At 60.6% G+C, this 15544-nt stretch carries 17 protein-coding genes and 1 pseudogene; 11 read left to right on the top strand and 7 right to left on the bottom strand.

The features are described 5' to 3' along the window. Nucleotides 1-21 precede the first annotated feature (21 nt). Both ACZ9DP_RS17020 and ACZ9DP_RS17015 read left to right on the top strand, forming a co-directional pair. Nucleotides 22-1005 carry a Bug family tripartite tricarboxylate transporter substrate binding protein gene (locus tag ACZ9DP_RS17020; protein ID WP_476202987.1) on the top strand — a complete coding sequence of 328 codons (984 nt, stop codon included), beginning with the start codon at nucleotides 22-24 and terminating at the stop codon, nucleotides 1003-1005. A gap of 66 nt (nucleotides 1006-1071) precedes the next feature. Next, a pseudogene (locus tag ACZ9DP_RS17015) lies at nucleotides 1072-1261 on the top strand (YegP family protein). A gap of 30 nt (nucleotides 1262-1291) precedes the next feature. Here ACZ9DP_RS17015 and ACZ9DP_RS17010 read toward each other — a convergent pair. The 6 genes from ACZ9DP_RS17010 to ACZ9DP_RS16985 all read right to left on the bottom strand — a co-directional run bounded on the left by ACZ9DP_RS17010 (nucleotide 1292) and on the right by ACZ9DP_RS16985 (nucleotide 8085). After that, nucleotides 1292-2929 carry an FAD-binding dehydrogenase gene (locus ACZ9DP_RS17010; protein WP_476202985.1) on the bottom strand — a complete coding sequence of 546 codons (1638 nt, stop codon included), beginning with the start codon at nucleotides 2927-2929 and terminating at the stop codon, nucleotides 1292-1294. A gap of 171 nt (nucleotides 2930-3100) precedes the next feature. Then, nucleotides 3101-4132 carry a peptidoglycan -binding protein gene (locus ACZ9DP_RS17005; protein WP_074069624.1) on the bottom strand — a complete coding sequence of 344 codons (1032 nt, stop codon included), beginning with the start codon at nucleotides 4130-4132 and terminating at the stop codon, nucleotides 3101-3103. Nucleotides 4133-4135: 3 nt separating this feature from the next. Then, entirely contained in the window at nucleotides 4136-5230 is a 1095-nt protein-coding gene (locus tag ACZ9DP_RS17000; RefSeq protein ID WP_074069625.1) for a flagellar motor protein MotA, read from the bottom strand. Nucleotides 5231-5344: 114 nt separating this feature from the next. Continuing rightward, the gene (locus ACZ9DP_RS16995) at nucleotides 5345-6145 is read right to left on the bottom strand and encodes an inositol monophosphatase family protein (RefSeq protein WP_476202983.1); all 801 of its coding nucleotides are present in this window, start codon (nucleotides 6143-6145) and stop codon (nucleotides 5345-5347) included. A gap of 196 nt (nucleotides 6146-6341) precedes the next feature. Continuing rightward, nucleotides 6342-7421 (bottom strand): tetratricopeptide repeat protein, encoded by a 1080-nt coding sequence (locus ACZ9DP_RS16990; protein WP_476205386.1) that lies wholly within the window; start codon nucleotides 7419-7421, stop codon nucleotides 6342-6344. 10 nt (nucleotides 7422-7431) lie between these two features. Continuing rightward, the gene (locus ACZ9DP_RS16985) at nucleotides 7432-8085 is read right to left on the bottom strand and encodes a thiamine phosphate synthase (RefSeq protein ID WP_283069491.1); all 654 of its coding nucleotides are present in this window, start codon (nucleotides 8083-8085) and stop codon (nucleotides 7432-7434) included. A gap of 107 nt (nucleotides 8086-8192) precedes the next feature. On the opposite strand from ACZ9DP_RS16985, the gene ACZ9DP_RS16980 reads away from it, so the two are divergent. Both ACZ9DP_RS16980 and ACZ9DP_RS16975 read left to right on the top strand, forming a co-directional pair. After that, a complete protein-coding gene (locus ACZ9DP_RS16980) occupies nucleotides 8193-8957 on the top strand; it encodes a sulfite exporter TauE/SafE family protein (protein ID WP_283072404.1) in 765 nt (254 codons plus the stop codon). Nucleotides 8958-9038: 81 nt separating this feature from the next. Beyond that, entirely contained in the window at nucleotides 9039-9299 is a 261-nt protein-coding gene (locus ACZ9DP_RS16975) for an ArsR/SmtB family transcription factor (protein WP_022715809.1), read from the top strand. A gap of 161 nt (nucleotides 9300-9460) precedes the next feature. Here ACZ9DP_RS16975 and ACZ9DP_RS16970 read toward each other — a convergent pair whose 3' ends face one another. Next, nucleotides 9461-9634, bottom strand: coding sequence for a YdcH family protein (locus tag ACZ9DP_RS16970; protein WP_022715810.1), 174 nt, complete (start codon nucleotides 9632-9634; stop codon nucleotides 9461-9463). 228 nt (nucleotides 9635-9862) lie between these two features. Between ACZ9DP_RS16970 and ACZ9DP_RS16965 the strand changes: the two genes are divergently transcribed. From ACZ9DP_RS16965 to ggt, 7 genes are all read left to right on the top strand, one after another. Further along, nucleotides 9863-10066: a YdcH family protein gene (locus tag ACZ9DP_RS16965; protein WP_027508067.1), complete on the top strand. Its 204-nt coding sequence runs from the start codon at nucleotides 9863-9865 to the stop codon at nucleotides 10064-10066. 19 nt (nucleotides 10067-10085) lie between these two features. After that, the gene (gene purE, locus ACZ9DP_RS16960; protein ID WP_028739727.1) at nucleotides 10086-10580 is read left to right on the top strand and encodes a 5-(carboxyamino)imidazole ribonucleotide mutase; all 495 of its coding nucleotides are present in this window, start codon (nucleotides 10086-10088) and stop codon (nucleotides 10578-10580) included. Beyond that, entirely contained in the window at nucleotides 10577-11641 is a 1065-nt protein-coding gene (locus ACZ9DP_RS16955; protein ID WP_476202982.1) for a 5-(carboxyamino)imidazole ribonucleotide synthase, read from the top strand. Before purE ends, ACZ9DP_RS16955 begins: the two co-directional genes overlap by 4 nt. A gap of 157 nt (nucleotides 11642-11798) precedes the next feature. Further along, entirely contained in the window at nucleotides 11799-11924 is a 126-nt protein-coding gene (gene ykgO, locus ACZ9DP_RS16950) for a type B 50S ribosomal protein L36 (RefSeq protein WP_003582204.1), read from the top strand. A gap of 113 nt (nucleotides 11925-12037) precedes the next feature. Further along, complete coding sequence (locus ACZ9DP_RS16945; RefSeq protein ID WP_239597010.1) at nucleotides 12038-12652, top strand: tetratricopeptide repeat protein; 615 nt, start codon at nucleotides 12038-12040, stop codon at nucleotides 12650-12652. A gap of 66 nt (nucleotides 12653-12718) precedes the next feature. Beyond that, nucleotides 12719-13729 carry an alpha/beta hydrolase gene (locus ACZ9DP_RS16940; RefSeq protein ID WP_476202980.1) on the top strand — a complete coding sequence of 337 codons (1011 nt, stop codon included), beginning with the start codon at nucleotides 12719-12721 and terminating at the stop codon, nucleotides 13727-13729. A gap of 68 nt (nucleotides 13730-13797) precedes the next feature. Further along, nucleotides 13798-15543 carry a gamma-glutamyltransferase gene (ggt, locus tag ACZ9DP_RS16935; RefSeq protein ID WP_476202979.1) on the top strand — a complete coding sequence of 582 codons (1746 nt, stop codon included), beginning with the start codon at nucleotides 13798-13800 and terminating at the stop codon, nucleotides 15541-15543. The last annotated feature ends 1 nt before the right edge of the window (nucleotide 15544 follow it).

Genomic DNA, 15544 nt, shown 5'->3' with positions numbered 1-15544 from the left:
GAATTCCGGGAGGAGAATCGAATGGCACTTTTCAATATGACCCGCCGCATGGCACTCGGCCTCGGCTTGCTTGCGGCCTTGAGCGCCGGGGCCGCGCATGCCGAAGGGTTTCCGGAGCGCGCGGTTACGCTCGTCGTTCCCTTTGCCGCCGGCGGGTCGACCGATGTCGTGGCGCGCATCATAGCCGAGAAGATGTCGGAAGACCTTGGTCAGCAGGTGATCGTCCAGAACGTCGCCGGTGCGGGCGGCAATCTCGGTGCGGGCAACGTGGCTCGTGCAGAATCGGACGGCTACACCATCTTGATGGGAACGGTCGCGACGCACGCGCTGAACCCGCTGATCCTTAAATCCACGCCTTACGATCCGGAAAAGGATTTCGCGCCGGTTTCACTGCTCGTCATCGTGCCCAACGTGCTCGTCGTCAATCCGGAGCTGCCTGCAAAGAACGTCCAGGAACTGATCGCGATGCTGAAGGCCGAGCCGGACAAATGGAGCTATGCTTCCTCCGGCAACGGCACGCCGCTTCATCTTTCCGGCGAATTGTTCAATTCGATGGCCGGCGTCAAGATGCAGCACATCCCCTATAAGGGTGCAGGCCCGGCGCTGACCGATCTGCTGGGCAATCAGGTATCGATCATGTTCGATAACCTGCCGTCGTCGTCCAGCCACATCAAATCCGGCAAGCTGCGGGCGCTGGCGGTCACTACGGCGAAACGTGCTCCATCCTTCCCGGATATTCCGACCATCGCTGAGTCCGGCGTTCCGGGTTACGAGACCTATACCTGGAACGCGCTCTTCGCGCCGGCGAATACGCCCGCGGATGTTGTGGCAAAGCTCAACGCGTCCGCCAACAAGGCTCTGAAGGACCCGGCCGTTGCCGAACGCATGAAAGACTTCAGCGCCACGATCGTCGGCTCCACGCCGGAGGAACTTGGCGCACATGTGAAGGCCGAACTGGCCAAGTGGGGACCCATCGTCAAGGGTGCGAATATCCAGATGGAATAGACTCAACTTTTGCACTAGATTGTCTCCCGTTACCGAGACAACTTCCTGATAATTGGGAGAAAATCGATGTATAAGTTTGAAGTGTACAAGGATAAGGCTGGCGAATTCCGTTTCCGCTTCAAGGCTTCGAACGGGCGAATCCATGTTCAACTCGGAGGGCTACAAGGCCAAGGCATCCGCGCTGAGCGCCATTGAATCCATCAAGAAGAACGCGCCCGACGCAACGGTCGACGACCAGACCAAGGCAACGGCTTAACGAGACTGGCGGCGCTCGAAAGGCGCCGCCTCATACGGCTCTTCCCGCCACCCGGCCCGAAAAGATGCAACCGCCGAGAAAAGTTCCTTCAAGCGCTTTGTAGCCGTGCATGCCGCCTCCGCCGAAACCGGCGACCTCGCCGGCGGCATAGAGACCCGGCACCGCATCACCATTTATACTGATCACCCGCGCCGAAAGATCCGTCTGCAGACCGCCCAGCGACTTTCGCGTCAGGATATGCAGCCGCACGGCGATCAACGGCCCTGCCTTGGTATCCAGTAGCCGGTGCGGCTTTGCCGTCCGCAACAGCTTGTCGCCAATGTAATTTCGGGCGCCGCGAATGGCAGTTACCTGTGCATCCTTGGAATAGGCATTGTCGATTTCCCGGTCGCGCGCCTCGATCTGCCCTCGCAGATGCGCAGTGTCGAGCCGGTTTTCTCCGGTCAGCGCATTCATGCCTTCGACCAGTTCTTCGAGCGTCTTGCGGACGATGAAATCTTCGCCCTTCTCCATGAAGGCTTGCACCGGCCCGGGCGGGTTCTTGCCGAGCCGTTTCAAAAGCAACTGAATATCCCTACCGGTGATGTCGGGGTTCTGCTCCGAACCCGAAAGCGCGAACTCTTTCTTGATGATCGCCTTGGTCAGAATGAACCAGCTATAATCATGCCCGCTGGCACGGATCGCCTTCAAGGTGGCAAGCGTGTCAAAGCCCGGCATCGCCGGCGGAGCAAAACGGTTGCCGTCGGCATCGCACCAGAAGGACGACGGACCGGGAAGGATGCGGATGCCGTGGTTCGCCCAGATCGGATCCCAGTTCCTCACGCCTTCCGTATAGTGCCACATGCGGTCGCTGTTGATGATGCTCGCGCCGGTACGCTCGCCGATCGCCAACATGCGGCCGTCGACATAAGCGGGAACGCCCGCAACCATCGACGCAGGCGGAGGACCAAGACGCTCTACCGGCCAGTTCCGGCGCACGAGATCGTGGTCGCCGCCGATGCCGCCGGAAGTGATGATGACGGCGCCCGCACGGAATTCGAATGTTCCGGCAGCCCTGCGAACCGTTGCCTTGCCACGCGGCGCAGCATCGGGCTCGAGGATCGTCCCCTGGACGCCGCAGACGGCGCCATTTTCGACCATGAGCTCGTCTACGCAGTGGCGGAAGGCAAATGTGACGCGCCCTCTCGCCTCTGCCTCCCGAACGCGCCGGACAAATGGCGTAAGCACGGCGGGCCCCGTGCCCCAGGTCAGATGAAAGCGCGGCACGGAATTGCCGTGACCATGCGCCATGCCGCCGCCACGCTCCGCCCAACCGACGACCGGAAACCAGCGCATGCCCTGTTGATGCAGAAAGGAGCGTTTCTCGCCCGCCGCAAAATCGAGATAGGCGTCCGCCCAAAGCCGCGGCCAGTAATCCTCGGGCCGGTCGAAGCCTGCCGAACCCGCCCAATCCTGCCTGGCAAGATCGAGGCTGTCGCGAATGCCCAGGCGGCGCTGCTCGGGACTGTCAACGAAAAAAAGGCCGCCCAGCGACCAGAAGGCCTGCCCGCCGAGGCTCTGTTCGCCCTCCTGGTCGAGAATGCAGACCTTGCGTCCCCGATCTGCCGCTTCCGCCGCAGCAACAAGCCCGGCAAGACCCGCACCAACGACCAGCACGTCATATTCCATCCCGAACGCCTCCCCGCATCCATCGGCATGAAATTACGCACACGTAAACGTCAATGCAACCGCAGGACTTCCCATCGCGAATTTTTCATCGATGATTTCGAATGGGTGGCAGAACCTTTGGTGGGCCGCCCGCCCCTTGCGGCTGGAAAGGGCAGGTGTGCCTATCACCAACTATTTCTCGGTCAGCTTGAGCTCGATGCGGCGGTTGGTGCCGCGAGCTTCTGGCGTATCGCCGGGCGCGATCGGCTGGAATTCGCCAAAACCCGCCGCGACGAGCCGGTCGGAAGGCACGCCCTGCGAAATCAGGTATTTGACGACGGAGATGGCACGCGCCGAGGAAAGCTCCCAGTTGTCGCGAAAGCGGCCGGCCCCGGAAAGTGCCACATTGTCTGTATGGCCGTCGACCCGGAGCACCCAGTTGATTTCCGGCGGGATTTCCCTGGAAAGATCAAGCAGCGCAGTGGCAAGTTTCGTCATCTCCGTCGTGCCTTCAGGATTGAGATCGGAACTTCCGGAAGGGAACAGAACCTCTGACTGGAAGACGAAACGGTCGCCGACGATGCGGATGTTTTCGCGGTCGGACAGGATCTCGCGCAGGCGGCCGAAGAAGTCGGAGCGGTAGCGATTGAGTTCCTGAACCCGCTGCGCCAGCGCAACATTCAGCCGCCGGCCCAGATCGGCGATCTTCGCCTGCGAACTCTGGTCCTTCTGCTCCGATGCCTGAAGCGCCGCCTCGACGGCTGCGATCTGGCTGCGAAGGGCCGCAATCTGCTGGTTGAGAATTTCGACCTGGCTGAGCGCCCGGTCGCTTAACTGCTTCTGTTCGTCGAGTTCTTTTGTCAGGCCGCCGATGCGCTGTTGTGCCGCATCCTTTCCGCCGGAACCGGCATCGAGCAATGCCTGCAGCCGCGAGCGGTCACCTTCAGCGGTCGCGAGAGATGCCTGCAGATTGGCAACGGAATCCTCAAGATCCTGCTTGCTGCCCTTCTCAAGCGCGAGCAGCTGCGTCAGTTCGTTGATCTGGCTGTTGAGGCGGGTCAGCACTTCGTCGCGACCGGAAATCTCGCGGCTTAGAATGAACTGGCCGACGACGAAAACCGTCAGCAGGAACATGATGGCGATCAGCAGCGTCGACAGTGCGTCGACGAAACCCGGCCAGTAGTTCATTTCGCCGTGGCGGCGGCGGTTTCGGGCGAGCGCCATGGCTTACTTGCCCTCGCTCTTTTCGATCTGGCTGACGCGGTGGCTTCTCTCGGCGCCACTCTGCTTTTCCTGCGCGCCGATGCGTTCGGCCAGTCGGTCCAGCGTGCGGCGCATGGCCTTTGCCTCGTCCTGCTGCGCTTCGATCCAGTCGCGCAGCATCTGCTGTTCGTTGCGCATGTTCTTGACGAGACCCTGAATGCCTTCGGCAAGGCTTGCCATCGCGGCAACCGAGCGCTGGCTGCCGGCTCCGCCTTCTTCGGCAACCTTCTTCAGATAGTCCGACATCGCGCGAAGGTCCTCGGAAGACGTACCGGAGTCGAGCGCCGGAACGGCAATATCCGACCCGACATCGGTCACCGAGGAAAGCCAGTTTTCGAGTTCCGTGTAGAAGCGAGTCTGCGCCCGACCGGCCTGAAGATCGAGAAAGCCGAGAATGAGCGACCCGGAAAGGCCGAGCAGCGAAGACGAGAAGGCTTGGCCCATACCGGAAAGCGGCAAGGACAGACCTTCTTTGAGCGTGGTCAGCACGTCGCCGGTGCCGTTCGAGCCTGCATCCAGCGACTGAATGACGCCGCTGATCGAGCCGATCGTGCCGATGAGACCCCAGAAGGTACCGAGAAGACCGAGGAAGACGAGAAGGCCGATGAGGTAACGCGACGTATCACGCGATTCATCGAGGCGGGTGGCGATCGAATCCAGAATAGAGCGTAGCGCGGTGGTCGAAAGCGTCGCCGTTGACTTACGGTTACCGATCAGCGCCCGCATGGGGGCAAGAAGTCTCGGATTGCGGTTTACCTTGTCCGCACTGCCGGCTGCGCGAAAGGAATTGAACCAGCGCACTTCCGGACGAAGCGCCAGCACATGGCTGAAGACCAGGATGATGCCGACCGCAAGCACGCCGACGATGAGGCCGTTGAGGCCCGGATTGTGCATGAACGCTGTCTGCGTCTGCCGGAAAAGGATGGCGGCGATGAAGCCGACGATGACCAGGAACAGGAGCATCGTCCAGAGGAACGGCATCGGGCTGGAGAGTTTATAGACATAGTTGCTGCTCGGTTTTTCGGTCGAGCCGAATTCCGCCGCATTCACATTTTCCATGGTTGCGCAGCCCTCCGGATTGCTTGCAGCCGAAGACTAGATCAACATTGTGCCGAATTGAAGTGCGCGGGCAGAGAAAACCGTGTCTTTACAACAGTCGGTTTCCGACGTGTCTCACTTCGCAGGTATGGGGCGCTTGATGGTCTCGATCAGCGCCTTGTGAATATATTCATTGCCGGCGACGATCGCGCCGCCATCGAGGATATCCGTGCCGCCGTTCCAATCGGTCGCATAGCCGCCAGCTTCGCGGATAAGCAGGATGCCGGCTGCCATGTCCCAGGGCGACAGTCCCATTTCCCAAAAGCCGTCGAAGCGGCCAGCCGCGACATAAGCGAGATCGAGCGAGGCAGCGCCCATGCGGCGGATGCCGGCCACTTCGCCCATCACATGACGAAGCTCGACGAGGAACTTGCCGTGGTTGCCGCGGCCGAGATGCGGCACGCCGCAGCCGATGACGGAATCCGAAAGAACGCGGCGCGCACCGACGCGCAGCCGGCGGTCGTTCAAGAAGGCGCCGCCGCCGCGCTCGGCAGTATAGAGCTCGTCCATCGCCGGATTGAAGACGACGCCCGCAACGACTTCGCCATTGCGCTCAAGCGCGATCGACACGGCAAACGTCGGAATGCCGTGCAGGAAGTTGGTCGTGCCATCGAGCGGATCGACGATCCAGCGGTGCGCCCCGTCCGTTCCCTTGATCTCTTCGCCCTCCTCTCCAAGGAACCCATAGGTCGGGCGCGCCTTCAGGAGCTCGTCCCTGACGATCTTTTCGGCTTTCCGGTCAGCATTGGAAACGAAATCGCCGGGCCCCTTCACCGAAACCTGCAGGTTCTGCACTTCCCCGAAATCACGCCCCAGCGACTTTCCTGCCTTGACGGCAGCCTGAACCATGACATTGAGAAGAGCAGAACGGGCCATTGGGGCATTTTCCTTGGAACTGGTACGGGGTGCGCTGTCAGGGCGGGAAGGGTCCCTGATCGCCGGAAAGGGCAGCGCTCTTAATTAGATGGCGGCCTCAAGACCACAAAATCAGGCAAATTTCAAGGGGAGAGCGTTGCGGACCCTGAAAGAGGTCGCCGGCACCGAAGGCTTCGCCGATGCGCTGTTGTGAACCTCAGGGCAGGCGGCGGAACTTGTTTGCCCGGTCGATCGCCTGCTTTTGCTGAGCGTGCTCGATGCCGAGATAGAAATCCTCAAGCTCCGGATCGGGCAACCCTGCCCGGCGGGAGAGCACGTACCATTTCGCCGCTTCGACCGGGTCCGGCTTGGTGCCGAGCGCACCGATATAAAGATGTGCGAGCTTGTTCTGCGCCGCGACGTTACCGCGATTGGCAGCGAGCTTCATCCACTGAAAGCCCTTCACGAAGTCCCGCGGTCCATTTGTGCCATTGACGAGCCATACGCCGAGATCGAGCTGCGCGGTGTCGTAACCTGCGCGCGCTGCACGGGCGAGCCATTCGCGCGCCAGCTTCTTTTTCTGCTTCGGCAGATCGGCAAGCACGGAATAGATTTGCGCCACGGCATATTGGGCGTCGGCAATACCCTGCTGGGCGGACTTTTCATAGTAGGGAAGCGCGAGCTTCAGTCCTTCGGGGCCGGGATGATCGGTCGTCAGCAACTGCCCCCAGTTGAACTGCGCTGAAGGATTGCCGCCGTCGGCCGCCCGGCGCATGTAATCGTCCGCCTTCGCCTTGTCGCGCGGCACGAGCTCTCCCGCCATCAGGATCAGCGAATATTTGAACATCGCCGCCACATCGCCGCCTTCGGCGGCCTTGCCGTACCAGAATGCTGCGCTCTTCAGATCGCGACGAACACCGAGCCCGGCATACTGCATTTCCGCAATGAGCGTCTGCGCTGCCGGATCCCCAAGCTGCGCGCGCGGCAGCGCCAGCTGCATCGCCGTCAGGTAATAACCGCGCTGATAGGCGCCGTAAGCCGTATCGATCGGCCCTTTGTAATCCTTCTCCGGCGGCAGGTCCGGCAGCTTGGCGCCCATGCGATCCAGCACGCCGAGACCGGTCGAGGGCTGCGCTCCTTCCGCCGGCCGGTTGGTCTTGAACGGTTCAGCTTCCGAAGCCAGCGGACGTGTCACGACGTTGTCGACCGTCTGCGCCGAAGCGCCATACGGCAAAACAGTCGCGAAAACGGCGGCAGACAGGAGGGATCGGCGCAAACAGGCGGAGAGGATCGGCATGGCCGCGATATCAATCCCCAAACCGTGGCGCTTTTTCGTCAAGAAGTGCGTTGACCTGAGCGACGACCGACGGGGCCAGCCCCGGCTCGCCAAACACCGCCAGGCGCAATGCCACGAACTCGGCACCGGACTCGGCGACGACAAGGGCAGAAGCCGGATCGGTCCCGCCCATGACGATGCAGGGAATTTCGATCATCGAGGCCCACCATTCGCCGAGCGCCACGTTCTTCGGATGCGCCTCCGGCTTGATGTCGCCGTCGAGTTTGCCGAAGAAAATATAGTCCGGCCGTGCCTCGCCGATCTCCAAAGCCGTGTGGCGGTCGGTCGCTTTACCGCCGCCGATGATCAGCTTGCCGGCATGTTTATCGATCGCCTCGGCGATTTCGGCGGCTAAACCCGTCAAATGCAAACCGTCTGCCTTTGCGCGTCCGGCGACGCGGCTGTCGCCCGCAATTAACGCCGCTGCCCCTGCATTCTGGATGATCGGAACCAGTTTCTCGGCATGTTTCTGAAACGCGCCGGCATCGAGCCCGTATTGCGGCACGATCACCGAGGCAACGTCGCCGCCCTTCAGCGCGTCGGCGACAATATTTGCCTGCTCGTCGGCATCCGCGATGTCCGGGACGATCAGGACAAGGCGGCAGCGGTCTTCCGGTCCGGTCATGAACTCTTTCCATTTTCAGCGGGTTTCGCCAGTAGGCGGCAAATCCACACTCGTTTTGTGTGAGTAATTCCGTTAGACGGGGCTGGCAAGGGGAGGACTTGAAAAGCATGCTGCCGGAACTGTCATTCTTTTATGCCGCGGTGCCGGCCGTGCTGCTCGTCGGCCTCGCCAAGGGCGGCATGGGCGACGCACTGGCCTTGATCGGCGTCCCTATTTTAGCCCTGGTTGTCTCGCCTGTCGAAGCAGCCGCCATCCTGCTGCCGATCCTGATCTTCATGGACATGATCTCGCTCGTTGTCTGGCGCAAGCACGGCGATTGGACGACGCTGAGGATCATGCTGCCGGGTGCCCTCTTTGGCATCGCGGTCGGCTGGGCAACATCCGCACTGGTGCCCGGCAATGTCTTGCGCGTGGTCATCGGTGCAGTCACCGTACTCTTCTGCGCCCGATATTTCTGGAACAATTTCGGCCCCGGTGCAGGAAGGGTCGTCCTGCCGCGCGGCCAGCGGCCCTTGCTTGCGAGCGCCTGGGGCACGCTTTCCGGCTATGGCAGTTTCGTCGCCCATGCCGGCGGTGCGCCGTTTCAGATCTACGCCCTGCCCTTGAAACTGCCCCCACGCGAATTCATCGGCACCAGCGTGCGTTTCTTTGCCATCTTGAACGCGGTGAAACTCATTCCTTATTTTGCGCTCGGCCAGCTCGATACCAAGAATCTCGTAACATCGGCGACATTGCTGCCTTTCGCCCCGCTTGCGACCATTGCTGGCGCCTGGTGCGTTAAGCGCATGAAGCCGGAGATATTCTATCCGTTCATGTATGCGATGGCACTGATCGCAGCGCTTCTGATCATTCACGAAGGGCTTGGATTCTAGGTCCTCACGCCGGCCAAACGCCGCTCGGTTGCGGCGCACAATTTCCTTGCCCGGAGGCTGCCTTTGACGTAGCTTTTCGCCATGTCGACCACCGACCCTTTCGCCGCGATATCCGATCCGAACCGGCGGTTCCTGCTGGAGCAGTTGCGGCGCGCGCCGAGAACGGTCAACGAGCTCGCCGAAAGCCTGCCGATCAGCCGGCCGGCGGTCTCGCAGCATCTGAAGGCGCTGCTTGACAGCAACCTCGTGTCGGTAACCTCCGAGGGCACGAGGCGCATCTATGCGGTCAACAACCGCGGCTTCGACAAACTCAATCTGTGGCTTGATCAATTTTGGGCGTGAACGCCTTCGTCCAAAAGAAATGCGCCAGCCCAACTCCGCACTGTTTGGGACTGGCGCATGATTTTCTCAAAAATCGCCGGTGATTAACTAACCCATTTGAAAGATTGGATTTTATCCTCTTTATGCTGCAGGATCAGCGCGCCGGCAATCGGCATTATCGCTTAGTGAACGGATGATTTCAGACGTTGGATTTCGTCTTTGATGCGCAGCTTTCTGCGCTTGCAATCCGCAATGTCGGTGTCTTTTCTGGAGGGAGATGCCATCAGCGAATGTAACTCCTCCTCAAGAGCTACATGCTTTTTTTCGAGTGACTCAAGATGAGCTTGAACAGTCATTTGACCCTTCCTTCCTCTTGCCTTCCCCAGCCATCCATCGCTGGAGTTCTAGGCGTCAACTTTTGGAATGTGACATATTTTTACATCCTTGTCGAAGGCGAAAACGTGCTCAGTCCATGGCAAATTCATGATCAACACCAACTAGCCGCTGCCGCTATTTGGTGATAGGAGCTTGCGGAAATCATCGGCAGGCCGGACAACGTCCGAAGACGATTATGGGGAATACGAATGGCCGATCAGGAACAGGCGGAAATCAGGCTCATGGCAGCGCGCTTGCGTCAGGAGCACGAGGATTACGACGCCGCGATCAACGCCATGATTGCCATGGGATGCGACGCGCTGCGCATCCAGCGCATGAAAAAGAAGAAGCTCGCCATCAAGGACAAGCTGACCAAGCTGGAAGACCAGATCATTCCGGATATCATCGCCTGAAAGGGTAATGCCGTTGACGCTGACAGACAGACCGCCCGTCGCCATCATCATGGGCAGCCAGTCCGACTGGGAGACCATGAAAAACGCCGCCGACACGCTGGAGGCGCTGGAAATTCCTTATGAAGCGCGCATTATTTCGGCGCATCGGACGCCCGAGCGCATGGTGAATTTTGCCAAGACCGCGCGCGACGAGGGCTTCAAGGTGATCATCGCCGGTGCGGGCGGCGCCGCCCACCTTCCCGGCATGACGGCCGCGCTGACGCCGCTTCCGGTTTTCGGCGTTCCCGTCCAGTCGAAGACGATGTCCGGCCAGGACAGCCTTCTTTCCATCGTCCAGATGCCGGGTGGCATTCCGGTCGGCACTCTTGCGATCGGCAAGGCAGGTGCCATCAACGCAGCACTCTTGGCCGCCGCCGTTCTTGCGCTTTCGGACGAGGATATCGCCGAGCGTCTCGATGAATACCGCGAACGGCAAAGCGCCTCGATTGCGGAATATCCCATGGACAACCTATGACGGCAAAGACGATCGGCATCATCGGCGGCGGCCAGCTCGGCCGCATGCTTGCGATGGCCGCAGCACGGCTGAACTTCCGCACGATCATCCTGGAACCGCAAGCCGATTGTCCCGCCGCACAGGCCGCCAACCGCCAGATCGTTGCAGCCTATGACGATCCCGCCGCGCTGGCCGAACTCGCAAAGGCCTGTGACGTGGTGACCTACGAATTCGAGAATGTGCCGGTTTCCGCAGCCGAGGCCTTGGCAAGGGATGTTCCCGTCTACCCCCCGCCTAAGGCGTTGGAAGTGGCACAAGACCGTCTCGTCGAAAAGCGCTTCATCAATGAATGCAGCATCCCGACCGCGCGCTTTCACGCCGTCGACAGCCAAAGCGAGCTTGACACAGCGCTGAAGGACTTCGGCGGTCAGGGCGTGCTCAAGACGCGCCGCCTCGGCTATGACGGCAAGGGCCAGAAGGTATTCCGTTCCGCCGCCGACAGCGCAGAAGGCGTCTATGCCGGCCTCGGCGGCGTGCCGCTGATTCTGGAGAGCTTCGTCGCCTTCGAGCGCGAGATTTCGGTCATCGCCGCCCGCGCGGCGAACGGCACCGTCGTCGCCTTCGATCCGGCGGAAAACGTGCATCGCAATGGCATTCTGCACACGTCGACGGTGCCCGCGTCGATCTCAGAGGCGACCGCCGCGGCCGCACACCAGGCGGCGGAAGCAATCCTCTCCTCGCTCGGCTATGTCGGCGTCATCGGCATCGAATTCTTCGTGCTCGCAGACGGCAGCCTGATCGCCAACGAGATGGCCCCGCGCGTCCACAATTCCGGCCACTGGACCGAGGCAGCTTGCGTTGTCTCGCAGTTCGAGCAGCACATCCGCGCCGTCGGCGGCCTGCCGCTCGGCAACGCAGACCGTCATTCCGAATGCGTGATGCAGAACCTGATCGGTGACGATATCTTGAGCCTGCCGGAATGGCTGAAACGCCGCGATACCTTCGTCCACCTCTATGGCAAGACCGAATCCCGCCCCGGCCGGAAGATGGGGCATGTGACGGTACTGACGTGGAAAGCCTAGGTTTTTGCCCGAGAAAACGCCTTCATGTGGTTGACACAGACCTGAGGCCGGGTTATCTGCACGCCCAACCTAAAGAGCGCGCACAGACGCGCTTTTTGATTGTTTAAAAGATACGGGCGAATGTGAAATTCCCCCACAGAGATCGCGGATCAGAAAAATGAAGATCAAGAATTCGCTCAAGTCGCTCAAGGCTCGCCACCGTGACAACCGTCTGGTTCGCCGCAAGGGCCGCATCTACATCATCAACAAGCTGAACCCGCGCTACAAGGCTCGTCAGGGCTGATCATAGCGTGAGCCGGATTACGCCTGCGCGTTTATGCGCTGCGGGCTTTTCCGCTAGGGTCGCTTCGGTGATCACATCAAATTTTCTTTGATCTTCGGCGCTGGCGGGCTACATTGTCCGCCATGCGCTTTTTTGCTTTGACCTGCGCGGCGCTGCCGCTTGCTCTCGGTTTCCTTGCTCCTGCTTTCCCTGCCGCTGCCGCGGAGAAGGAAGTTATTGTCGACCAGTCGGATGCCAACTCCTCTCCGAAACAGCATCTCGACAATCTCTATGCCCAGCTGAAGCGCGAGCGCGATCCGGACAAGGCGGGCGGCATTGCGGAGGAAATCCGCCTCGAGTGGAATAATTCCGGCAGCGCCACTGTGAACTTGCTGATGCAGTGGGCCGACAAGGCGATCGAGGAAAAGCGCAGTCCTGCAGCCCTTGATTTCCTCGATCAGGCGATTGCGCTGAAGCCTGACTACGCCGAAAGCTGGAACCGCCGCGCAACGCTGAATTACGCCATGGGCAACTACCGGAAGTCGATGTCCGACATAGAGCACGTGCTCGATCTCGAGCCGCGCCACTTCGGTGCACTCTCGGGATTGGCGACGATTCTCAATATGTCGGGCAATGACCAACTCACCTTGAAAGCCTGGGAGCGCTTCCTGGAGGTCTACCCCGCAAACCGCGCGGCGCAGCAGCAGGCGAATACCCTCTCCGAAAAACTCGCCGGAAGCCGGACCTGACCTTGACGCCGAACCGGCATGCGCAATCTTACGGATTGGTGCCGTAACTGTTGCCGGTTCAAAGCCATGTTTGCCGAAATTTCCGCCATTCTCGTCCCCATCGCTGCCGCAATCGGGTATTCGTCTTACAAAGCCCGGCAGTTTGAACAGGCATTTCCCAATATCGGCGAACTGGCCGATATCGACGGCTACAGGATGAACGCCGTGCACATCCCCCGCCCCGACACCGCCGATCTACCGCCCCTGGTCTTTATCCATGGCGCGAGCGGCAATCTGCTCGACCAGATCGGCGCCTTCCTACTGCCGCTCGAAGGGCGCGCGGAAATGCTCTTCGTCGACCGTCCCGGACATGGCTATTCGGAACGCGGAGGACCGGAGAACGCATTTCCCTCCGGCCAAGCGGATGCGATCGCAAAGCTCATGGAAAAGCGCGGGATTGAAAAGGCGATCATCGTCGGTCACTCCTTCGGCGGCGCGATCGCCGCGGCGCTCGGCGTGCACCATCCGGAAAAGACCGCCGGTCTCCTCTTCCTTGCCCCGGCGACGCATCCGTGGCCGGGCGGCATCGACTGGTATTATCATATCGCGACCGTGCCGCTGATCGGCTGGCTCTTTAGTCGAGTTGTTGTCGTACCACTGGGCCTGTGGCGGCTGGAGCAGGTTACGCTTAATGTCTTCCGGCCCAATCCGCGCCCGGCTGATTACATCTCAAGGACTGGGCCGTCCCTGGTGTTGCGGCCGAAGACCTTCCATGCCAACGCCACCGATTTCATCAGGTTGCTTGAATATCTGAAGGCGCAATCGCCCTTCTATACCCGCATCACGGCGCCGACCGTCATCATTACCGGCGACAGCGACGGCATCGTCTGGGAGCACCTGCATTCTCAAGGCCTTGCCCGCGACATCGCCGGCTCCAAACTGCTGAAGATCAAGGGCGTCGGCCATAAGCCTGATTATCTCGCAACCGATGTCGCCATCGCCGCACTGGAAAATATCGCCGGAATGCCGCGCGATCTTGAGGCCGCCGTGCGCGTTGCCGAAGAAAGGTTGTCAGGCGGCAGCGCAATTGCCGCCTGAACGGACTTGCGCACCGCCAAAACGAAACCATATCCCTCCGAATAATTTGATGGTTTGGAGGGAAAGTGATGGCACGCTTGCGCATTAAAGCCATTTCGCTATTTACCGCTTTTGCCTTTGTCGTCTCGCCGTTCGCACCGGCTTTCGCCGCCTCGCCTGCGCCCGTCGAAGCCGAACATGGCATGGTCGTAACCGCACAGCATCTGGCGACGGATGTCGGTGTCGAAATCCTCAAGAACGGCGGCAATGCCGTGGACGCGGCAGTGGCGGTCGGCTACGCGTTGGCAGTCGTCTATCCGACGGCGGGCAATATCGGCGGCGGCGGCTTCATGACGATCCGGCTGAAGGACGGCAAGACGACCTTCCTCGATTTTCGTGAGCGCGCACCGCTGGCCGCCACAAAGACCATGTATCTCGATGCCAAAGGCGATGTCGTTCCGCGCGCCAGCCTGGACGGTTATCTCGCCGTCGGCGTACCGGGCTCGGTCATGGGCTTCGAAACGGCGCGTGAGCGATATGGCACCAAACCCCGCGCCGAGTTGCTGGCGCCGGCGATCCGCTTTGCCAAGGACGGCTTTACGTTGGAACAGGGCGACGCCGCGACTTTCGCCTCAAGCGCAAAGCGCCTCGCAAAAGATGAAGCTGCCGCAAAGATCTTCCTGAAGCCGGATGGCAAACCTTATTCCGCGGGAGAAAAGCTCCTGCAGCCCGAGCTCGCCGCGGTGCTGTCCGGTATTTCCGAGAAGGGCACGGACGCCTTCTACAAGGCCGCACCTGCCGAGGCGATCGTAAAGGCAAGCCAGACGAAAGGCGGCGTTCTCGCGAAGGAAGATTTCGAGCAATATAGCGTGCGCGAATTAAAACCGGTCGAATGCAACTACCGTGGCTACGACATCGTCTCCTCGCCGCCCCCTTCTTCCGGCGGCGTCATCATCTGCGAGATCCTGAACGTGCTGGAGGGCTACCCGCTTTCCTACATGGGTTATGGTTCGTCCGAGACAGTCCGCGCCATGGTCGAGGCCATGCGTTACGCCTACGTCGACCGCAACGCCGCGCTTGGTGATCCGGACTTCGTCGACAACCCGGTTTCGAAGCTTCTGGACAAAGGCTATGCCAAGGAAATCCGCGAGAAGATCGATCCCTACAAGGCCGGTAAATCTGTCAACCTGAAGCCGCTCGGCGCCAAGGAAAGCGTTGAAACCACCCATTATTCGATCATCGACGACGAGGGCAACGCGGTCGCCGTCACTTATACGCTGAACGGCTCCTTCGGTGCCGGCGTGGTTGCCCCCGGCACCGGTATCCTGCTCAACAACGAAATGGACGACTTCACCTCGAAGCCGGGCGTGCCCAACCTCTACGGGCTCGTCCAGGGCGAGGCCAACGCCATCGCGCCGAAGAAGACGCCGCTCTCCTCCATGAGCCCGACGATCATCTCCAGGGACGGCAAGCCCTTCATGGTGATCGGCAGCCCCGGCGGCTCGCGCATCATCACCATCACGCTGGAAGCGATCCTGAACGTTGTCGATTTCGGCATGGACATCAGCCAGGCCGTCAATGCACCGCGCATCCATCATCAATGGCAGCCGGACAAGATCTATCTCGAACCCTATACCCTTTCTCCGGATACGATAAAGACGCTCGCCGCCATGGGCTACAGCTTCGACGATGGCAGTGGTCCGCCCCAATGGGGCCAGGCGGCCGGCATCCTTGTCGGCGGCAAGAGCATTGCCGATATCGAGAAGGGTGGCGGCGCGCGCTATTATGGTGCGATGGATAGCCGCGCCACCGAGGGTGCGGCAAAGGGATATTAAG

The sequence above is a fragment of the Rhizobium sp. USDA 4016 genome (assembly GCF_056279705.1).
This window is presented reverse-complemented; position numbering and strand designations above follow the sequence as displayed.

Coding starts and splice junctions, on each gene's coding strand:
- ACZ9DP_RS17000 (WP_074069625.1), bottom strand. CDS start 5,230: ATGGAAAATGTGAATGCGGCGGAATTCGGCTCGACCGAAAAACCGAGC.
- ACZ9DP_RS16955 (WP_476202982.1), top strand. CDS start 10,577: ATGACGGCAAAGACGATCGGCATCATCGGCGGCGGCCAGCTCGGCCGC.
- ggt (WP_476202979.1), top strand. CDS start 13,798: ATGGCACGCTTGCGCATTAAAGCCATTTCGCTATTTACCGCTTTTGCC.
- ACZ9DP_RS17010 (WP_476202985.1), bottom strand. CDS start 2,929: ATGGAATATGACGTGCTGGTCGTTGGTGCGGGTCTTGCCGGGCTTGTT.
- ACZ9DP_RS16995 (WP_476202983.1), bottom strand. CDS start 6,145: ATGGCCCGTTCTGCTCTTCTCAATGTCATGGTTCAGGCTGCCGTCAAG.
- ACZ9DP_RS16990 (WP_476205386.1), bottom strand. CDS start 7,421: ATGCCGATCCTCTCCGCCTGTTTGCGCCGATCCCTCCTGTCTGCCGCC.
- ACZ9DP_RS16985 (WP_283069491.1), bottom strand. CDS start 8,085: ATGACCGGACCGGAAGACCGCTGCCGCCTTGTCCTGATCGTCCCGGAC.
- ykgO (WP_003582204.1), top strand. CDS start 11,799: ATGAAGATCAAGAATTCGCTCAAGTCGCTCAAGGCTCGCCACCGTGAC.
- ACZ9DP_RS16970 (WP_022715810.1), bottom strand. CDS start 9,634: ATGACTGTTCAAGCTCATCTTGAGTCACTCGAAAAAAAGCATGTAGCT.
- ACZ9DP_RS17020 (WP_476202987.1), top strand. CDS start 22: ATGGCACTTTTCAATATGACCCGCCGCATGGCACTCGGCCTCGGCTTG.
- ACZ9DP_RS17005 (WP_074069624.1), bottom strand. CDS start 4,132: ATGGCGCTCGCCCGAAACCGCCGCCGCCACGGCGAAATGAACTACTGG.
- ACZ9DP_RS16980 (WP_283072404.1), top strand. CDS start 8,193: ATGCTGCCGGAACTGTCATTCTTTTATGCCGCGGTGCCGGCCGTGCTG.
- ACZ9DP_RS16940 (WP_476202980.1), top strand. CDS start 12,719: ATGTTTGCCGAAATTTCCGCCATTCTCGTCCCCATCGCTGCCGCAATC.
- ACZ9DP_RS16975 (WP_022715809.1), top strand. CDS start 9,039: ATGTCGACCACCGACCCTTTCGCCGCGATATCCGATCCGAACCGGCGG.
- ACZ9DP_RS16965 (WP_027508067.1), top strand. CDS start 9,863: ATGGCCGATCAGGAACAGGCGGAAATCAGGCTCATGGCAGCGCGCTTG.